Consider the following 17,643-nt stretch of genomic DNA (forward strand, 5'->3'; position numbering starts at 1 on the left):
GGCGCAAGGATAAGGGAAACCGTGCGAGTCCGTCGCAAAGGCCGAATCAAAAGTGTCCGGTCGCGCGCAGTTTGCGAACAGCAACGGCGACATGAAGGCGTGGCGTGGATTGCGTCGGCAGGCAAAGCCATGCGCGGCCCAAACCGGCACGCGCAGGCGGCAACAAGCCGTGGATCAGGGAACGTGGCGCGCCGCGGCGCATGACGCCGTACTCGCGGCAGCGCGCGCAACACGCCCGCTCATCCGAGCCGCGCGACGAGCGCCTCGAGCATCTGCCCGCACGATGCCTCGATCTTCAGCGACAGCAACGGATCGGCGCGCGTGCGCCCGAGATTGAGCGCCGCGATCGGCTTGTGCTGCGCATGCGCCCACACGCAGAACCGATAACCCGAATACACCATCAGCGATGAACCCACGACGAGCACGGCATCCGCGTCGTCGAGCGCTTGCGCGGCCTGCGCGACGCGCTCGCGCGGCACGTTCTCGCCGAAGAACACGACGGCCGGCTTCAATAGCCCGCCGCATGCGGGACATGCCGGCACGCGAAACGTATCGAGCGCGTGCCACTCGATATGTGCGTCCCCGTCGGCGGCCGGCGCCGCCCGGGCATCGAGCAACGCCGGATTGTCTGCTTCGAGAGCGCGTTGGATGGCCGCACGCGCATGATGCGCCCCGCAATCGACACACGTCACGCCGCCGATGCCGCCGTGCAATTCGATCACGTCCGCACTGCCCGCGCGCTGGTGCAGCCCGTCGACGTTCTGCGTGACGAGCCGCTCGATGCGCCGCACCGCGCCGAGCCGCGCGAGCGCATGATGCGATGGGCCCGGCCGGGCGTGCGCGACCACCGGCCAGCCGATCATGCTGCGCGCCCAGTAACGGCGGCGCGCATGGTCGGAATCGAGAAATTCGCGCAACTGAATGGGCTGCGAGCGCATCCATTCGCCGTTTCGATCGCGATAGCCGGGAATACCGGAATCGGTGCTCACGCCCGCGCCCGTCAGCACGAAAAGGCGCGGATGACGTTCGACGAACGCATGCAACGCATCGAGCGAATGCGTATCGGCGGCCGGCTTGGCATCCGTCAACACCGGCGATGGGGCGAGGGAATCAGTCATGGCATCGAAGGTTCGTCCGGCAGGGTCAGCCGCTCGGGAATATGCGCCGCTTGCCTGCGTGCCATCAGATAATACAGAACGCCGGGCACGACGAGGCCGATGATCCATGAAATGTCGGTGTCGCCCAGCTTCGCGACAAGCGGACCTGTATAAAAGCTCGTCGCGAGAAACGGCAGCTGCACGAGCACACCGATCACATAAACCGTCACGCCCACGACATTCCAGCGCCCGTAGCGGCCGTCGGGATCGAAGAGCGCGGGCACGTCGTAACGCTCTTTCGTCACCCAATAGAAATCGACCAGATTGATCGCGCTCCACGGCGTAAAGAACGCAAGCAGAAACAGGATGAATGCGGAGAACTCCTTCAGGAATGCGTGACGGCCGACGAGCGCGAGCCACGCGACCGCGGCGACCATCGCGAGCACATAGCCGATGCGCGCGCGCTGCGAAATCTGCGCGCGGCCCGAGAAGCCCGTGACGATGGTCGCCACCGACATCACGCTGCCATACGCATTGAGTGTCGTGATCGTCAGCTTGCCGAACGCAATCGCGAAATAAAGCAGCGCGGCCGTCGCGCCGCTCGCGCCGAGGCTCACGATGAACTGCACCTCGTGGCCAGCGAACTGCCTGCCCGCGAGCGCGGCGGCGAACACGCCGAACACCATCGCCACCTGTGCGCCGAGCACCGAGCCAAGGCCGATCGCCCAGAACGTGCGGCGCGCCGACGTCGTGCGCGGCAGATAGCGGGAATAGTCGGCCACGTAAGGCCCATACGAGATCTGCCACGACGCGGACAGCGAAACCGCGAGCAGGAAGTGCGCGAGCGAGAAATGCCGGATGGCAAGCAACGCGCCGATCTGATGCCCTTGAAGCAGCCGCGCGAACATATAGAGGAACGCGAGCACGCCGAGCGCGCTCGAGACGCGGCCCAGCGCATGAATCGCCCGGTAGCCGAACACCGCGAGCACGACCACCACTGAGATGAACATGCCGATCCCGAGCGCATCGGCCACGCCGAGCAGTTGGGACAGCGCCTGCCCGGCCAGCACCGTGCCGCTCGCCGAAAAGCCGACATACATCAGGCAGACGAGCACGAGCGGGATCATCGCCCCGTAGACGCCGAACTGCACACGGCTCGAGATCATCTGCGGCAAGCCGAGCCGAGGGCCTTGCGCGCCGTGCAGCGCCATCACCGCGCCGCCGAGCAACTGGCCAAGCGCGAGGCCGATCAGCGACCAGAATACGTCGCCGCCAAGCACGACCGCGAGCGCGCCCGTCACGATCGCAGTGACTTGCAGGTTGGCGCCGAGCCACAGCGTGAACTGGCTCAGCAGCTTGCCGTGGCGTTCGCCGTCGGGAATATAGTCGATGGTACGGCGCTCGCGCAGCGCCCGCTGACGAGCAGTCGAGGAAGTCGGCATAGTTGTCGGATGAGCGGCAAGGCATTCGGAGCGCTCAAGATAGCCGCGTCAAATTGTATAGACAACTCTGTCAAAAACCGGGTTTACACGGCATTGCTTTGCCAGCGAACCCTGACTTGGGCACATGGAGCGGCAACGCGGCGACTGGGCAGCCTCAGGCATTCCGATTGCTCCGCTTGCTCCGACCGAATCACCGACCCGCCGGATCGCAGCGATAACGCGAAGCGCGCGCGAGCTGCACATCGGTTGAATTTGCTTTCGGACCTATATCGACCTTACGGTCGGTTATTACATTCCCCCCTCCCGTCATTACATATTCCATTTATTCCGCCAAGCATATTCATAATCGTTGGTTCGATTTATTCCAATCATATTATCATTGAGTAGGCCAGCGCACTTTTTTCATTTAGTAGTTTTTGATACTTTTACCCACCCGCAAAAACCCAAATCGAACCGATTATATTCTGATTTTGACGAATCAACACCGCTACTGCATCACCGATAACAACGATATCTATTCAAAATAGGAATTAATGAATATCGAGTTTCAATCAGGCACCACGATGTGAATTAACACCTTGCCAGATCCAATATCTGGTCCTTTTGGAGAAACATGATGCAAGATTCTGATCGCCAAGCAGCCGTGAACGTTTTCGTCAACCAGGATGGTCGAAATAAAAAAGCACCGTTCGGCAATATGAAAAAATGGGTGCGCGCGCTGTCTTTGAGTGCCGCAATCGGCGCGCTTTTCATGACGGCCGCCCCGGCGGCTCGTGCCGATATCGCCGTGCCGGTGGTCATCGGAGGAACCTGGACGACCGTATCGGGTTCGTCGATCGGCCAAATCAGCCCGATCGTCGTGGGTGGGCAATCGAACGTCAACGTCATTCAGGGTGACGGCAATCTGAGCCAAACGTCGAGCCCGCTGAACCTCGCATTCACGTCAGTCCAGGCAAACAGCTCGGTCACCGTGCGCGTTACGTATGGCACGAGCAACGTGGCCAGCATCTCCGCGGACAGCAACATCCTTCCTTACGTATCGGCGAGCGTCAACAGCCAAGGCGTGCTGAGCGTCGGGCTCGCGCCGGGCAATTCTTACGTGTTGAAGAACCCGGTGACCATCGAAGTGCAGACGACCAACCTCAACGCGCTGACGGCGCTGAACGCGGCATCGGTGAATGCGCAAGGATTCTTCGGTAATCCCGCCGGTACGGTCACGATTGATGCGGAAACGGCCGGCAAGATCAATCTCGATTTGCAACGGCAGCAAATCAACAACTTGACGCTGAAGGCAAACGCATCCGGTTCGTTCAATGTCGCCGACATCGGCAACGTCAATCAGATCAGCGCCAATCTTTCGGCGACCGGCAATGGGAAAATCTCGGGCAATGGTCCGAACGCCTCCGCCAATATCACGGTGACGACCGCCGCCTCGTTTGATTCGACCGGATTGCCGATCAATAGCGCGACGGTCAATGCATCCACCACCGCGCAAGCCCTCGTGAATGCGAGAAATGTCAATGCCACCGCCTCCCTTCTCGGCAGAATCGGTTATATCGGCACACCGGCATCTCTGCAGCAATCCACCAGCCTCGGCGGCACGATTTATCAAATTCGATAAATCACAAAACTGAAATCCATTTCTGATCCAGAAAATGTGATTCCCGGTTCGGCTTGGCCGGACCGGGGCGTGCCCCGTTGACCAGCCAGCGCTGAGCGCATATGACCGGCCCCGCTTCGGCGGCATGGCGTGAACCGCGGGCGGCCGGGCCGCCCGAGCCAGCCAGATCGAGCGTCCGAAGCGCGGCGGCGGCGCACCCGCGCGGTTGCGACGCCCGACCCCGAGCCGGGCCGTGCGCCGCCCGTATCGCCACCCACGGCTCCCAGCGGCTACGGCTCCACCCCGCCGCCGTTGCACTCGCCGTCATCATCAATGGACCGTGCCGCTGCGTGGCCATTGCGCCCGCGCTCGCGAATTCGGCCGTCTCCCGCTCCTCGGGCGGCGGCAACATCGGCTCGAAACCCATCGACTCGATCCATAGCTCGCGCGCCCACCCTTTCGCGTGATACAAGTGGCGCGCCTCGTCGGCCCAGATCGATGCATAGGCGTCCTTCAGCACCTTGGCGACGGCGCCGGACAACGCATCGGCGGCAAAGCCGATCAGCGCCCAATTTTGGCGATCCTTGGCTTCGGCAAGCATCACGCACTCGGCGGCAATCAATTGCGCCATGGCCGGCTCCTTGCTCCGCCGCGCGTAGGCAACGACCTCGAACAACGCCCGGCAGCATGCGGACACCGCGGTACGCCCGCGGGTCTGCGCCATCGGATCGAGCCCGAGCGCTTCGAACACGGACAGCAGCACCTGCTGATGCACCTGCGTCTGCGCGTGACGCTTCGTCCATTCGTCACGTAGCGCCGTGCGGCCGGCGCATTCCAATGCGGCCGCATAGATCGCCGCGCCGCAAAGCGCCGTTTCGAGCGTCTGATACAGCAATTCCCGGACGCCCTCTTGCAAATTGGCGTGATCGTTCCGTTTCGACATAAAAAGTCTCCCATCGAGTGCCGCCTATCGGCCGCCGACATTCAAAACGACGCGCCGGTACGCGCGCCTCGGACCGGTCTCATCGTTGCACTTCGCGGGCGAGCGCCTGCGCGGCCCGCAAATGCTGATGCAGCGTCGGCAACGTCTGTTGCGCAAACGCACGCAAATCGGCATCGCTGCCCGAGCTTGCTTCCTGCTCGAACAACTGGATCACCCGGCGGTGCGCGGCGGGGCCCGCCGCCGCCAGATACGCCACGTCGAAATCGTGCCCACGCTTGCCGCGCAGCACCTCGATATTCGGATCATGAACCTGCGAAGTGCGCGGCGTGATCCGCTTGTGCGACGCGATGGCGCGAAGTGCTGCGTCGATCTTCGAGTGATCGTCGATCATCATTTTCGCGAATGCGCGCACGTCGGCAGTGGCGGATTGTTCACCGGCAAGCTGGCTTGCCTGGATCTCGCTCTTGCCGGCAAGCGCCGCTTCATCGACAAATTCGGCGTCCGTTATCCGCGGCGGCTTCGCGATCCGGCTATCGCCGACGTCCGGTGCCGGATTGACGACGTCCGCGCCAAGCGGCGCGTTCGGTGCCGCGTCCGTACCGGGCATCTGCGCGTGCGCGTCGCCCAACGCGAACGCAATGACCGCGGCGGCCGCGCGCCACGTCGATCTGCATGGGTTCATGTTGTGTGCCTCCTTATGCGTTGTGACTACCGTGCCGTTTGCCGGGGCGCCGCGCTTCGATTCCCAGAGAACCTGCCGCATCGCTGCCCCGTCGCCGTGCCAGCACGTCGGCCTAGGCAATCGTGCGAGCCGGCGGTCATGAATGCCGCCGTCACACTGCAGGCCACGGCGGCGGCAGGCAAGATCGGATGCATCGCGAAGTCGCCGCTGATTGACCGGCCCCGCCATCGTGCAATGCGTATTCCCGCGCGCTCGATGCGTTACGCGCAGCACGCGCGTGCGCGCCGGCTTGCCGTTTTTTCGACGAGCGCCGCGCAATCACCGCGCTGCGGCGAAACAGCGAAATGCTCGCTGGCCCGGCCGCAGGTGCTGTACCCCGGCGAGATCGGCGGCTCATGCGCCTTTGCCGCCGCCGAATTGCGTGAGCCGGTTGGAAATCGTCTTCAGGCTGATGCCTGGCGTTTCAGCCGCATGCGACTTCATACCGCCGCAGCGCGCCAGCGTGCCGAGAATGATCTGTCTGTCGACCTCGCTGAGCGGCGTGCCGAACGGCACGCTCACCGTATCGCCGACCGCACTTGCCATGCCCGGCACTTCGACGACGACCGGCGGCGGCAGCGTGTCAATCACATCGCCGTCGTTGAAGATGCACGCGCGCTGCACGAAGTTGCGCAATTCGCGGACATTGCCCGGCCACGCGTAGTGGCTCAGTGCCGCGAGCGCCGCTTCGGAAAAAACCATCGACCGGCCGCTGTCTTCGTTGAGCTTGCGCAGGAACGCTTCGGCAAGCATCGGCACGTCGCCCCCGCGCTCGCGCAGCGGCGGCAACGCAACCGGAAACACGTTGATACGGTGATAGAGATCCGCGCGCAGCTTGCCCTCGGCTACCGCCGCTTCGGGATCGCGATTCGTCGCGGCAATGATCCGCACATCGACACGGATCTCGCGTGCGGAACCGAGCCGCGTCAGTTGGCCGGTTTCAAGCACGCGCAATAGCTTGACCTGCGAGTCCATCGGCATCTCGGTGATCTCGTCGAGAAACAGCGTGCCGCTGTCCGCACGCTCGAAGAAGCCCTTGTGCTGCCGCTGCGCCCCGGTGAAACTGCCGCGATCGTGACCGAACATCTCGCTCTCGACGAGGTTCGCGGCAATCGCGCCGCAATTGACCGCGAGAAACGGCCCGCAGCAGCGCGGGCTCAGATCGTGAATCGTCTGCGCGGCCAGCTCCTTGCCGGTGCCGGACTCGCCTGTGAGCAGTACCGACGCATCGGTGCCGGCAACGCGGCCGATGGCGCCGTACACCATCTGCATCGCGGGCGAACTGCCGAGCAGGTGCCCAAAGCGTTCAAGCTGCTTGCGCTCGGCGCGCACCGGCGCGCACCCATCATGCGACGCACCGGTGCGCGGCACGCGCTCGAGGATCGCGTTCAGCCGCTGCATATTGAGCGGCTTCACCAGATAATCGGCTGCGCCGCGACGCAATGCGTCGATTGCAGTATCGAGACTGGCGTATCCGGTCATGAGCACCACCTCGCAATGCGCCCCTTTCGGCAGCGCATCGAACAACATCATGCCGTTACCGTCGGGCAACACGAGATCACACAATATGAGATCCGGCATGTGCTTGGCGACCCGTGCGCGCGCCGCCTCGAGCGTTGTGACGGCATCGCATGCAAGCCGTCGCGCGCGCGCCAGCTCGCTCAGCAACGCTCGCGCGGCGGGGTCATCCTCCACGACCAGGATATGTGGCATCGGCACTCCATTTTCTGAATAAATAAATTATTTCTTTATAATCCCCTTTAATTTAAAGAGATATTTTTTATGAATGTCACGGAAAAAATTAGATGAATTTCACATGAAAAATTCGAGCTAATGATAAGCCGAAAAAGCGCCATCAAGGCATTTCTACGCATCAATAAACGATCAAATATTTCTATTCGAAATTACAATTTCAATGTAATTTTTTATTTTTACTATTCAATTTCACATTGAATTTTTCGCATACGGCGACGGTTATGAAAATCGAATCGATCGATTAGATGCATTGAAAATATTCGATTGACGGAAGACTTATACCGGCATGCGGCGGCGGCGCAGCGGTCATCCGCCGAGCGTCTACGTATTATCGAGCGGTCGCCGGAAAGCGACTGCCAAGCGCGGAGGCGTTGCTGGCCGGCAGCAAGAACAGCGTCGCAACCGGCCGTTCGTGCCGCTCAGCGGCTCGGCGACTCCCGCCGCGCTTCGGTAGCAAAACCCGCCTCGCCAGGGCAGCCGCGCGACATATCGCCCTTTTCGACGCTGCGCGCGAGCGCATGGCCCGATACCCACGGAATCGGCATCGCGCCGCCGCCATGCCGCCCGTCTTGCCGGCCATTCGAGCGGAACGCAAATTGCGAAGCAATGACAAAGCCGCTAGCGGCCCCACGCGCACCGTTTACCGGAGGCCGCACCATGCGCCATTCACCGGCAGCGAAACCACGCAGCAAACGCCCGACCAAACGTCCCGGCCGAAGCCGCGGCGGCGCCCCCCGGCCGCGCAAGCGCTGGTCTGCCAAGGTGACGCAAACGAGCCATGCGCTCGATCTCGAGCCTGATATCTTCAAATCAGACGATCCCGGCAAAATCGCCGCGTCGCTGAAGCGGTCCGCCGAACGCAGCACGCGCCGCCGCGCATCGCCGTTTCAGTCGGCCATGTCGATGCTGAATTTTTACGCGAACCGCGCGGGCCGCAATCTGTCCGCATCACAACGGGCCACGCTCGAACGCGCGAAGCGGAAATTGCGCGAGGCGTTCGGCCGCAAGCGCTGACTTGATTCGCGCGAACGGGGTCGCGCATGCGCACGGGCGGCCGTCTTCGCATGGCGCGCTGTCCGCGCCAGCCGCGCTGCTCTTCGTCATGCCGCTGGCGGCAACGCAGCCCCAGCGGGGAACCGCGTTGCCGTGCCCGTCATTTCGCGACACGCGCCGGACGATATCGACCCACGATGCCACCGTTCATGCATCGTGTTTGCGCTTGGGCTTGCCTTTTGCTGGCGTCGACGCCATCTCCTCAAGTTGCTGCTCGCTCATCGATTCGTACATCGACTTCGACGGCGGCTTCAAACGCTTCACTTTCGTCCGGCCGCGCTTGGCCGCAAGCGCGGCGCCTGCCGCGCGCTGCTGCGCCTGGGATTTGGCTGGCATGGTTTCGCTCCTGTCGCGGGTGCGATCATGACGCGCGCATTGCGCGCCATTGTTCGGATTGCTACGTTTGCGGATATTGCGCGCGGCGCATCGATGCCGGCAGATTCGTGCCGCCGCGCGCACGGCGATGCGCCCCGTCCGCCTGCGGCCCCGACGGCAGGCTAGCGCTTCGCATCGCTGCGCTCGACGCTCGAGCGTTCGAGAAATGCCGTCGTAATGTCCGGCAGTTGGCGCGCGAGCCACGACGCCATATCGAATTCCTGCTGCCGGATCCGCTCGCAGTTCGCGCGGATCTCCGACTCTCCTGCGGCATCCGCCGCGACGATCAGCACCGTATAGGCGGCGATTTCGACCTGCTCGAACATGTAGCAGGCCATTGCATGCTTGACCACCTCGTCTTCGGCCAGCAAACCGCCCGCGACCTGCCCATATGCGGCAATTCGCGCAGCGAGATCCTTGATCGCAGATGGCGTCGTACCGAGCCGGCGCAAGCAACCTTCGACAAGCGTTTGCTGAATGCGCGTTTCGTCGAGATGCTGCCTGAGCTGCGCGTGCAGCAACGGATAGTTGTCGAGCCGGCTCAACTGAGCACTGAGCATCGTCTCGGCCTGGCGCTCCATGGCATATGCATCCCGCAGCCAATCTTCGAGATATTCGCGCGGACTGGTCATCGCTTTGCTCCTTACCGCATCGCGGTGCGGCACACCGTGCGACGCAACATGCGGCGCGCCAATCCGCACGCAATGCGCGTGCCGCTTCAGTCGAGCGGTTCGAGACAGATCACGTGCTCGGCGCGCCTGCCGTCGCCGCGCTCGACTTCCACGGCGCCTACGTAACGGACGCGCCAGCCGCGGCGCAACGCGATTTGCGGCACATTGCCGGCGGGGCGGCTCTCGAATCCGCCAAGGCCGTCGTCGGGCGTATCGACGCTGTCGTCGAGCGACGCATTCGAATAGATCACATTGTCCTGCCACTCGGACGCACCCTGGCGCGCTTCCATGCCCTTGCCGTCCACGTCGACCGAATTGTCGGTCGCGGCCATGTTTGCGTTGTCGATCGACACGATGCGGCTCGCCGCCCGCCGAACCGGATCGCCGCTGTCGGCCGAATATGCATCGCGGTCGATCGGCGGCAGTCCGGTTGGCAGTTTCGCCGCCGCCCGCTCGGGCGACAGCTTCGGCGCACGCGGCGCTTCGTTTGCCTGCGCGGCGTCGGGCGTATCGCGCCTATCGCGCGCTGCCGCAGAACGCTTCACCGGATTTCGGGCGGGCATTCCATCGTGCGTCGCACGAGCGGGATTCGAATGGGCATTGGACATCGGGTCCTCCGTGTTTCGGGTCAGGCGCCGGCTGCATCGAGCCCGCGCTAGAACCGATAGCTGATTGAAACATCGACCACCGCCTGCGTCGAATGTGTGACGAGCGGGCTGCGCGCCGCAGCGCCGACGAGCTGCTCCACGGCGCCGGCGGCGGTAACGAACCAGTGCTTGTCGACAAACCAGACGGCCGTCGTTCCGAACGCCACCGAGCGCAGGCCCGCCGAAGGCGCATAGCCGCGCCGTTCTCCGGCACGCGCCTGAACATCGGACACACCGAACCACGCATTCATGTAACGCGCATCGGCGAACGTCACGCTCGGCCCCGCGAACCAGAAGAACCGCTCGTTGCTGCCGGGCAGCGGCAAATACGCAGATAGATCGCCACGCCAACCGTTCGCCCCGCCGACGTCGCGCCGCACGGCCACACGCGCCACCCAAGGAAACGGCTTCGTGATCACATAGTCGGCCGCCAGCCTGACTAACGCAGCCGCGCCGATGTTCGGCATGCCCCTGAGGTGATCGAGATCGTCCGCGGCGCGCCTTCCAAGGTCGTAGCCGGCAGATATCGCCACGCGCCAATTCGGCCCTCGCAGCACATTGACGCCGATGCCCTCGCCCGTCGACGCAAAAAACAGATCGCGATAACGGATGTCGATGCTCGGGCCGATCCGCACGCGATACGCGGACGCGCCGGGATACGACGGCCGCAGATCCACCGCCGCTCCCGTGTCGATCTGCCAGACGGGCTGCTGCGCGGGCGCAAGGACTTTCGCGAGCGGCACGCCCGCCGAGTACTGCCATTCCGCCAGCGGCGACGGCGTCTGCGCGCGCACGGTGTCCGCAGCCGAACCGCATGCGCAGCATGCAGCGAACCATGTCCCTGCAATGCGCGCCGACCGCCGCGGTCGGGATCGCAGGCCGGGCATGCCGATACTGCTGAAAACGCGCCGGGTTCCGATCATGCTTGCCGCGCCACGCAAAGGGCGCCGTGCGTGCGTGTCATTGCGCCCGATACCGGCAACAGAGGCGCATCCGTTGGCGACAGCGCGCCCGAAGGCGGCGCGGCGGCGCGTGGCGCAACCGGCGCGCTCGCGCCGCCCTCGCCGCCTTCGCGGCCCGGCCAATCCGCCGCACGTGGCAGCGGGCCGCAGCCGCGTCCCGGCTGCGCGCACGCAGCGCCGAGCACTGCCGTCAGCACGACGGCTGCCGCGCGCGCATCGAAGCTGGCACGCCATCCACGGGTGCCGCCGCTTGCATCCGCCAGTGCGTCGCCCTCGGAGGCCATCTGCCTAGGCCGCCGCTGCCGCGAGTACGCACGCACCGGCGGCTGCCGCTCCGGCGGCTCGTGTTCGGGCGGCGGATGCTCGGGCGGGTCCCCTTCCGGATGCCGATACGGTTCCGGTAAGTCGGGCGGCGGATTGTCGGGGTCCGGAAGCTCAGGATCGGGGTCGACGTCCGGCATCGGCGGATCGGGCCGGTGCAGCAATATCGCGAAATTCTGTTCCATTTGACTTCCCAATTGCGAACGCTTCGCAACCGCCCGCAATCCGCGTGCCGGCCCCGCGGTGTGCCGCCGCTGACCGTGGCATCGCTCATTGCGTGGCGGCACGGCCGTTGATATTCGCGATTCACGCCAGCATTACATCGGCCTCTGCAAATCTTTCATGCCGTGTCGGCATCCGCGTGCCGAGCGGGCCGGTCATAGGCCGCCGTCACGCTCCCGCGCTTGATGCGGCCGCGCTTCGCCGCCCATTACCGCGGATACGGGCACGTCAATTGCGTCGTTCCAACGAAGCAGACTTCGTCCGGAGCCTCCGACATGACTCATCCCAAACACCCCGACCGTGACACACCGGCCCGTCAGCACGGGGCTTCGCCACCGCTAAAGAATCAGGAACGCGCCCGCACGCGTCACTCGGAACGGCACATCGACGAAATGCTCGAACAAACCTTCCCTGCCAGCGACGCGCCCGCGACCGGCGGCATCACGCGTATCGAACCGTCGGCGCCGGCTGACGAGCACGAAGATCGCGAGCAGCACGATACCGATGCTCGTCATGACCATGCGTCGCACGCGTCAGCTATACGTGATTGACATACTCGGCAGGAAAACGAATGGGCCGCGAAGCCGACCGCATGGTGCGAAATGGAAGGCGATCGCGGCAGTCGCGCGGTTTCGCGCGGCCTCGATTATGCGGCGCGATGATGATCAGGCCGGCTGCTTATTGACTACGCTGGAGTTGGCGCCGCACGAAGCGTGGAGACACGTGACTCGCGGGCGTCCTGCCGCTCTGCCATGTTGCCGCGCTGTTGGTGGGATGTTGTTGCCCTCTCTGTTGGCGCCTCCGCTGTCAGTCAGTGCGCTGTGGTTGGGCTATCGTTTGCACGCATCGTCCTGTCAATTGCCGCCGACGCCAGCCGCCGACGCCACGACGCGCACCGGCAACCCGCCGCCCGGCACGAGCGTCGGCACGCTTGCGGGCCTGCCACCGCCCACACCAATTCGAGCGACTCGAGCGACGGACCCGTGCACCGGCCACGCGGCACGAACGCGCCGCCCGGCACCGCCGTCACGCCGCGGTCATTGCGATGCGATCGTCAGTTGATCGTGCACGCCCCGCACACCGTCGATCTGTTTCACGACGTCGATCGCAATCGCGCGCTGGCGATCGTCCGGCACGCTGCCCGTCAGCGTAACGTTGCCGTGGCGTGTCCTCACGTGAATATCGCCGGATGACAGTCCCGCCGTTCCGGTAAGCGCTGTCTTCACCTTCGCGGTCAGCGTCGCGTCGCGGCCCGCCATCGGCTGCCGTCGCACTCGGTGCGACGGCCACGCATGACGCAGCCGCAACAACGGCCAGCGTGACGCTCAGCCGTCCCGCCAAACAGCGCCGCCGCCGGCTGGCATTGACCCGATTCTCTTTGACATCCATCATCACCTCCGTTCATCCATCGTGCGTCCGATCGGTAACCGCCAACCGGACGAATCCGCTGCAATCGTCATGCCGCTCGCCTGTGCCCGATACGCGTTCCCACCGCGGTTCGGCGCACGGCCGTCGCAGCCCGGCTTCCGTCGAGCGCCGATAGCCATTTCGACGGCTCCCTGCCCCGGTTCACGTGACAGCGCGAAATCGCGGCACACCGCACGCCGATGCGCGCACCAATCGAAGCCGGCGGCTACGGCCGACAATGCGCGACGACTACACCTCTCTGCAATCGATTGAAGCTTTTGCCTACTCGCCGCAGGTCCGCGCCGGCGCGGCCGATGCTCGGGCCGCCGGGCACGGCTTGGGCGCCACCCCGCCGCGATGCCCGTTCACTGCCCACTCGCGCCCGGCATGGAAGCCGCGCCCGACGCTGCATTCGGCACGACAGGCGTGGCCGGCTGCGCAGGCTGCGCGGGCTGCAAAGCGCCCGCGCCCGAACTCGAATTCGATGTGTCGTCGCGCTGCTTCGAACATCCGGCGCTCATGACAATGCCGGTCATCACCAGACCGGCGACGAGCGCACGCGACACGATGCGAAATAGATCAAATGCCATGACATCTCCCAGGTTGAAGGTAACCGACAGGGCGCAATTCGCATGCCGCATCCTCCATCGATATTTCGGGCGCATCGCGCGCGCCGGACGATGCCGTCTACGCTCGTTCGACCGTTATGAATTCCGTCGATACGCGATTTGATTCGAACGGGAACGATTCCATGCGGCCGCGCCACGTCGATTGACGCTCACTAAAAGGAATTGAATAACATCTGCCGATAGATGCCCCGGCGACCACCATCCGAGCGCGGCCCGCGAGCAGCCGCATGCGTCACCCCTTGTCGGCCAATGCGCGCTGAATTGCTGCTTCGGTCTGCGCGTAAGCGCCCTCCCCGAAATGCGAATAGACGATGTGCCCGCGCCGGTCGATCAAATACAACGCCGGCCAGTACTGGTTACCGTAGGCATTCCACGTCGCATAGCGGTTGTCCTGAGCGACCGGAAAGCTGATGCCAAAGCGGACGATCGCTTTCTTCACGTTGTCGGTTTCCTGTTCGAACGGATACTCCGGTGTGTGTACCCCGACGACGACGAGGCCCCGGTCTTTGTATCGTTCATGCCAGCGCTCGATATATGGGACGGTATGAATGCAATTGACGCAACCGTAAGTCCAGAAGTCGACCAGCACCACCTGGCCGCGCAGTTGCTGCATGGTGAGCGCTTTGCTGTTGATCCATTGGTCGATGCCGGTGAATTCGGGTGCCGCGCCGGTGTTGCCGATCCGGCCTTGAGCGAACGGAATAGGGCTGAGCGCGGCTGCGGCGCCGACCCAGGCGGCAGTACAGACGAGTTTGATTCGCTTGAACATTTCAGTGTGCCGTGAAGGTAGGAAGGTGCGTGGAAAGAACGCTCAGGGCGAGCGTGTCGAACTGAAAGTCGATCGCGGCGGCCGTGATGATCCCGAGAACGCCGAAACATGGCTGCAATCGGGGCGAGATTCGCGCAACGCTGCGCGATTGCCGCAGCGCGCGTTGCCCGTGGCCGCGACGGGTAACGGCAGCCGTGCGACGAGCCGATCGAAGGGCTCGTGCCACTGCCGCAGCAGGCCGAACAGCGCCAACAAGGCTGCTGCTGCGGCGCAGACAGCGTGCTGTACGGCGTGCACAGCGCTCGGCACCGCGCCCGACGTCAGCGCCAGCGACACCGAGGCCACGATGAGCCCGGCGACAATGCACAGCGGCCGCACGCAGCCGGCGCGGTCGGCACGCTCAGCGCCCGCGCCCGGCAGAGCGGGCATCCCAGGCAGAACGCAACGCGACGCAATGGTGAACAGACCCGCGAGTCGCGCTAACGGCGGTTCGAGCAGGCTGGGCATGACGAGGCTCCCGTTGTCCGATTGGACGGCATGGCGCCATTGAAAGCCTGCTCTGTATCCCGGTTGTGTCGCCCCGACCGGCCGAATGCAAGGTGTTGTGTCCGGTCGCGGCGCGGATACATTAGGATACGTATCGGCTCGCCCGTTGCGCTATAAAGCTCACGTCATCCACATGGAGAGCGACATGAGCGCCGATCGCCTCGAAATGAAACGCGTCATCATGGCCGTTTGGGTAGCGGCGGGGGCGATTTTCACGGAAATCATGCAGCCGGCGTATTGTCCGTGTATTCAGGAGCGTGCCTGGCGGACGGAAAAACGAAGAGAGACGAACCGATGACGGAGAAGCCGGATCATGTGCTCGTGGTCGACGATGACCGCGCCATTCGCGAACTGGTGGGAAGCTACCTCGAAAAGAACGGCATGCGCGTCTCGCTGGCCGCCAATGGCCGTGAAATGCGCAATGTGCTCGAAAGCGGCGCACCCGACCTGATCGTGCTCGATCTCATGTTGCCGGGCGACGACGGGCTGGTTCTGTGCCGGGATCTGCGCGCGGGCAAGTTTCGCGCCGTGCCCGTGCTGATGCTCACCGCGCGCGGCGACGAAACTGACCGCATAGTCGGCCTCGAAATGGGCGCCGACGACTATCTTGCCAAACCGTTCGCCGTTCGCGAGCTGTTCGCGCGAATCCGCTCCGTGTTGCGTCGCACCCGAATGCTGCCGCCCGGCATGCAGGTGACGGAGGTCGCGCAATTGCTGGCGTTCGGCGACTGGCGGCTCGATACCACTGCGCGTCACCTGCTCGATGCCGAGAACATCATGGTCGCGCTGAGCGGCGCCGAATACCGGCTGTTGCGGGTCTTCCTCGACTATCCGCAGCGGGTTCTGACACGAGATCAACTGCTCAATCTGACCCAGGGCCGCCAGGCCGACGCGTTCGACCGTTCGATCGACTTGCTGGTCAGCCGCTTGCGGCAGCGTTTGCGGGACGAGGCGCGCGAGCCGCGCTACATCAAGACGCTGCGCAACGAGGGATATGTGTTTTCGTCGGCGGTCACCGTGATCGACGCGCTGCAATGAAACCGTCCGCGGGTTGGCATTGGCCGCGCACGCTGTTTGCCCGGCTCGCCGTCATACTTTTCGCGGGACTCGCGCTCGCGCAGGCGCTGTCGTTCTGGCTGACGTGGATGGAGCGCGATCGGGCCACCGTCGACCTGATGACAGGCTATGTCGAGCGCGAAGTCGTGAGTTCCGTTGCGCTGCTCGACCGCTTGCCGCAAGCAGAGCGCTCACGGTGGCTGCCACGGCTTTCCCGGCGCAGCTATCAATTCATCCTCGGACCGGGGGAGAACGGCGTCCCGATCGATGCGAGCCTGTCCGAGCGTTTCGCGCAAGCAATAACGGACGGAGTCGGCCGCACGTATGCGGTGAAGGTGAACGCGATCCCGGGCGGCCGCGAGCGCTTTCAGGCCCATCTGACGCTCACCGACGGCACACCGCTCACGATCGATTTCCGGCCGATGTCCGGCGTGCCGCTTTCGAATTGGCTGCCGCTCGTGCTCGTCGCGCAGCTTGCGATGCTGGCCGGTTGCTGCTGGTTTGCGGTCAGGCTCGCGACGCGGCCGCTGCATGAGCTTGCGCGCGCAGCCGACGGATTGGGGCCGGACCTGAAAGGCGCGCGGATGTCGGAAGCGGGCCCGTCCGAGGTGGCGCGCGCCGCGCGGGCGTTCAACGCGATGCAGGAGCGCATCGCGGCCTACACGGCCGAGCGCGTGCAGATACTCGCCGCGGTGTCGCACGATTTGCAGACGCCGATCACTCGAATGCGCTTGCGCGTGGACGTGATGGACGACAGCGACGAGGCCGCGAAGCTGCGCCAGGATCTGTTCGAAATGGAAAATCTGGTGCGCGAGGGGGTGACTTACGCGCGCACGCTGCACGGCGTGGCGGAAGCGCCGTGCCGCATCGATCTCGATGCACTGCTCGACAGCCTCGTCTGTGACTATGTCGATGCCGGCCACGACGTGTCGCTCACGAAGCGGGTGACGACGCCTATCGTCGTGAGGCCGCAGGCGCTGCGCCGCGTGATCGGCAACCTCATCGACAACGCGCTGAAATTCAGCTCGGCGGCAACGCTCGAGGCGACGCTGCTTGCGGACGGAAGCGTCGCCATCGACGTGCTCGATCGCGGGCCAGGCATTCCGGCAGAGCTGCTCGACAAGGTATTCGAGCCGTTCTACCGGATCGAGACGTCGCGCAACCGGGGCACGGGCGGCACGGGGCTCGGGCTGGCGATTTCCCGTCAATTGGCGCAGGCGATAGATGCTACGCTGGTGCTGCGTAATCGCCCCGGCGGCGGGCTGAGCGCGTTGCTGACGCTCAACGGGGCGCAACGCGCGCCCGTCCGCCCGCAAGCGGAGCGCCGCGCGGGCGATTTCTGATGCTCGAACCCGCTTCGCCGATGTAACCGGCGGTATGGTCAAACGCCCGTCGCCCGCCTGCAATCTACTTACCCGCCCCCACCC

19 protein-coding genes and 2 pseudogenes are annotated in these 17,643 nt (G+C 64.3%); 5 read left to right on the forward strand and 16 right to left on the reverse strand.

Going from position 1 to position 17,643, the window contains the following annotated elements; translation table 11 throughout:
- Window positions 1-239 precede the first annotated feature (239 nt).
- From BSIN_RS20605 to BSIN_RS26595, 3 genes are all read right to left on the reverse strand, one after another.
- Window positions 240-1,118, reverse strand: coding sequence for an NAD-dependent protein deacetylase (locus BSIN_RS20605; protein ID WP_089341805.1), 879 nt, complete (start codon window positions 1,116-1,118; stop codon window positions 240-242).
- Entirely contained in the window at window positions 1,115-2,539 is a 1,425-nt protein-coding gene (locus tag BSIN_RS20610) for a purine-cytosine permease family protein (protein WP_089341806.1), read from the reverse strand. Before BSIN_RS20610 ends, BSIN_RS20605 begins: the two co-directional genes overlap by 4 nt.
- Before the next feature lie 547 nt (window positions 2,540-3,086).
- Window positions 3,087-3,452, reverse strand: a complete 366-nt coding sequence (locus BSIN_RS26595) for a hypothetical protein (protein ID WP_256583904.1) — start codon at window positions 3,450-3,452, stop codon at window positions 3,087-3,089.
- Here BSIN_RS26595 and BSIN_RS20615 point away from each other — a divergent pair.
- Window positions 3,399-4,160, forward strand: a complete 762-nt coding sequence (locus BSIN_RS20615; RefSeq protein ID WP_256583903.1) for a GIN domain-containing protein — start codon at window positions 3,399-3,401, stop codon at window positions 4,158-4,160. The two genes, BSIN_RS26595 and BSIN_RS20615, sit on opposite strands and share 54 nt — an antisense overlap.
- Before the next feature lie 316 nt (window positions 4,161-4,476).
- Here BSIN_RS20615 and BSIN_RS26600 read toward each other — a convergent pair.
- The 3 genes and pseudogenes from BSIN_RS26600 to BSIN_RS20630 form a co-directional block, all read right to left on the reverse strand.
- Window positions 4,477-5,082 (reverse strand): annotated as a pseudogene (locus tag BSIN_RS26600) (hypothetical protein); the annotation flags it as partial.
- Window positions 5,083-5,161: 79 nt separating this feature from the next.
- Window positions 5,162-5,764, reverse strand: a complete 603-nt coding sequence (locus BSIN_RS20625; protein ID WP_089341827.1) for a DUF4142 domain-containing protein — start codon at window positions 5,762-5,764, stop codon at window positions 5,162-5,164.
- Between the two features lie 393 nt (window positions 5,765-6,157).
- Window positions 6,158-7,516: a sigma-54-dependent transcriptional regulator gene (locus BSIN_RS20630; protein WP_089341808.1), complete on the reverse strand. Its 1,359-nt coding sequence runs from the start codon at window positions 7,514-7,516 to the stop codon at window positions 6,158-6,160.
- 699 nt (window positions 7,517-8,215) lie between these two features.
- Between BSIN_RS20630 and BSIN_RS20640 the strand changes: the two genes are divergently transcribed.
- Window positions 8,216-8,572 (forward strand): DUF3175 domain-containing protein, encoded by a 357-nt coding sequence (locus tag BSIN_RS20640; protein WP_059515056.1) that lies wholly within the window; start codon window positions 8,216-8,218, stop codon window positions 8,570-8,572.
- A gap of 186 nt (window positions 8,573-8,758) precedes the next feature.
- Here BSIN_RS20640 and BSIN_RS20645 read toward each other — a convergent pair whose 3' ends face one another.
- The 10 genes and pseudogenes from BSIN_RS20645 to BSIN_RS20690 form a co-directional block, all read right to left on the reverse strand.
- Window positions 8,759-8,947: a DUF3008 family protein gene (locus BSIN_RS20645; protein ID WP_069235577.1), complete on the reverse strand. Its 189-nt coding sequence runs from the start codon at window positions 8,945-8,947 to the stop codon at window positions 8,759-8,761.
- A gap of 161 nt (window positions 8,948-9,108) precedes the next feature.
- Window positions 9,109-9,618 carry a ferritin-like domain-containing protein gene (locus tag BSIN_RS20650; protein WP_069236374.1) on the reverse strand — a complete coding sequence of 170 codons (510 nt, stop codon included), beginning with the start codon at window positions 9,616-9,618 and terminating at the stop codon, window positions 9,109-9,111.
- A gap of 86 nt (window positions 9,619-9,704) precedes the next feature.
- Window positions 9,705-10,265, reverse strand: coding sequence for a DUF3005 domain-containing protein (locus tag BSIN_RS20655; RefSeq protein WP_173678726.1), 561 nt, complete (start codon window positions 10,263-10,265; stop codon window positions 9,705-9,707).
- 47 nt (window positions 10,266-10,312) lie between these two features.
- Entirely contained in the window at window positions 10,313-11,227 is a 915-nt protein-coding gene (locus tag BSIN_RS20660; protein WP_256583898.1) for a MipA/OmpV family protein, read from the reverse strand.
- Entirely contained in the window at window positions 11,224-11,772 is a 549-nt protein-coding gene (locus BSIN_RS26605) for a hypothetical protein (protein WP_256583905.1), read from the reverse strand. The genes BSIN_RS20660 and BSIN_RS26605 overlap by 4 nt, the downstream gene beginning before the upstream one ends.
- A gap of 375 nt (window positions 11,773-12,147) precedes the next feature.
- Complete coding sequence (locus tag BSIN_RS26845; protein WP_159936018.1) at window positions 12,148-12,324, reverse strand: hypothetical protein; 177 nt, start codon at window positions 12,322-12,324, stop codon at window positions 12,148-12,150.
- Window positions 12,325-12,846: 522 nt separating this feature from the next.
- Window positions 12,847-13,198: pseudogene (locus tag BSIN_RS20675) on the reverse strand (BON domain-containing protein).
- Between the two features lie 383 nt (window positions 13,199-13,581).
- Window positions 13,582-13,806, reverse strand: coding sequence for a hypothetical protein (locus tag BSIN_RS20680; protein ID WP_089341812.1), 225 nt, complete (start codon window positions 13,804-13,806; stop codon window positions 13,582-13,584).
- 271 nt (window positions 13,807-14,077) lie between these two features.
- Window positions 14,078-14,614 carry a thioredoxin family protein gene (locus tag BSIN_RS20685; RefSeq protein WP_089341813.1) on the reverse strand — a complete coding sequence of 179 codons (537 nt, stop codon included), beginning with the start codon at window positions 14,612-14,614 and terminating at the stop codon, window positions 14,078-14,080.
- 42 nt (window positions 14,615-14,656) lie between these two features.
- Window positions 14,657-15,121, reverse strand: coding sequence for a hypothetical protein (locus tag BSIN_RS20690; RefSeq protein WP_256583900.1), 465 nt, complete (start codon window positions 15,119-15,121; stop codon window positions 14,657-14,659).
- A gap of 184 nt (window positions 15,122-15,305) precedes the next feature.
- Here BSIN_RS20690 and BSIN_RS25880 point away from each other — a divergent pair, with 184 nt between their 5' ends.
- From BSIN_RS25880 to BSIN_RS20705, 3 genes are read left to right on the forward strand one after another with little or no spacing between them, the layout of a single operon-like run.
- The gene (locus BSIN_RS25880; RefSeq protein ID WP_159936020.1) at window positions 15,306-15,458 is read left to right on the forward strand and encodes a hypothetical protein; all 153 of its coding nucleotides are present in this window, start codon (window positions 15,306-15,308) and stop codon (window positions 15,456-15,458) included.
- Window positions 15,455-16,198, forward strand: coding sequence for a response regulator (locus tag BSIN_RS20700; protein ID WP_089341815.1), 744 nt, complete (start codon window positions 15,455-15,457; stop codon window positions 16,196-16,198). Before BSIN_RS25880 ends, BSIN_RS20700 begins: the two co-directional genes overlap by 4 nt.
- Window positions 16,195-17,559 (forward strand): ATP-binding protein, encoded by a 1,365-nt coding sequence (locus BSIN_RS20705; RefSeq protein WP_089341816.1) that lies wholly within the window; start codon window positions 16,195-16,197, stop codon window positions 17,557-17,559. Before BSIN_RS20700 ends, BSIN_RS20705 begins: the two co-directional genes overlap by 4 nt.
- The last annotated feature ends 84 nt before the right edge of the window (window positions 17,560-17,643 follow it).

This window comes from Burkholderia singularis (genome assembly GCF_900176645.1).
Lineage (GTDB): Bacteria > Pseudomonadota > Gammaproteobacteria > Burkholderiales > Burkholderiaceae > Burkholderia > Burkholderia singularis.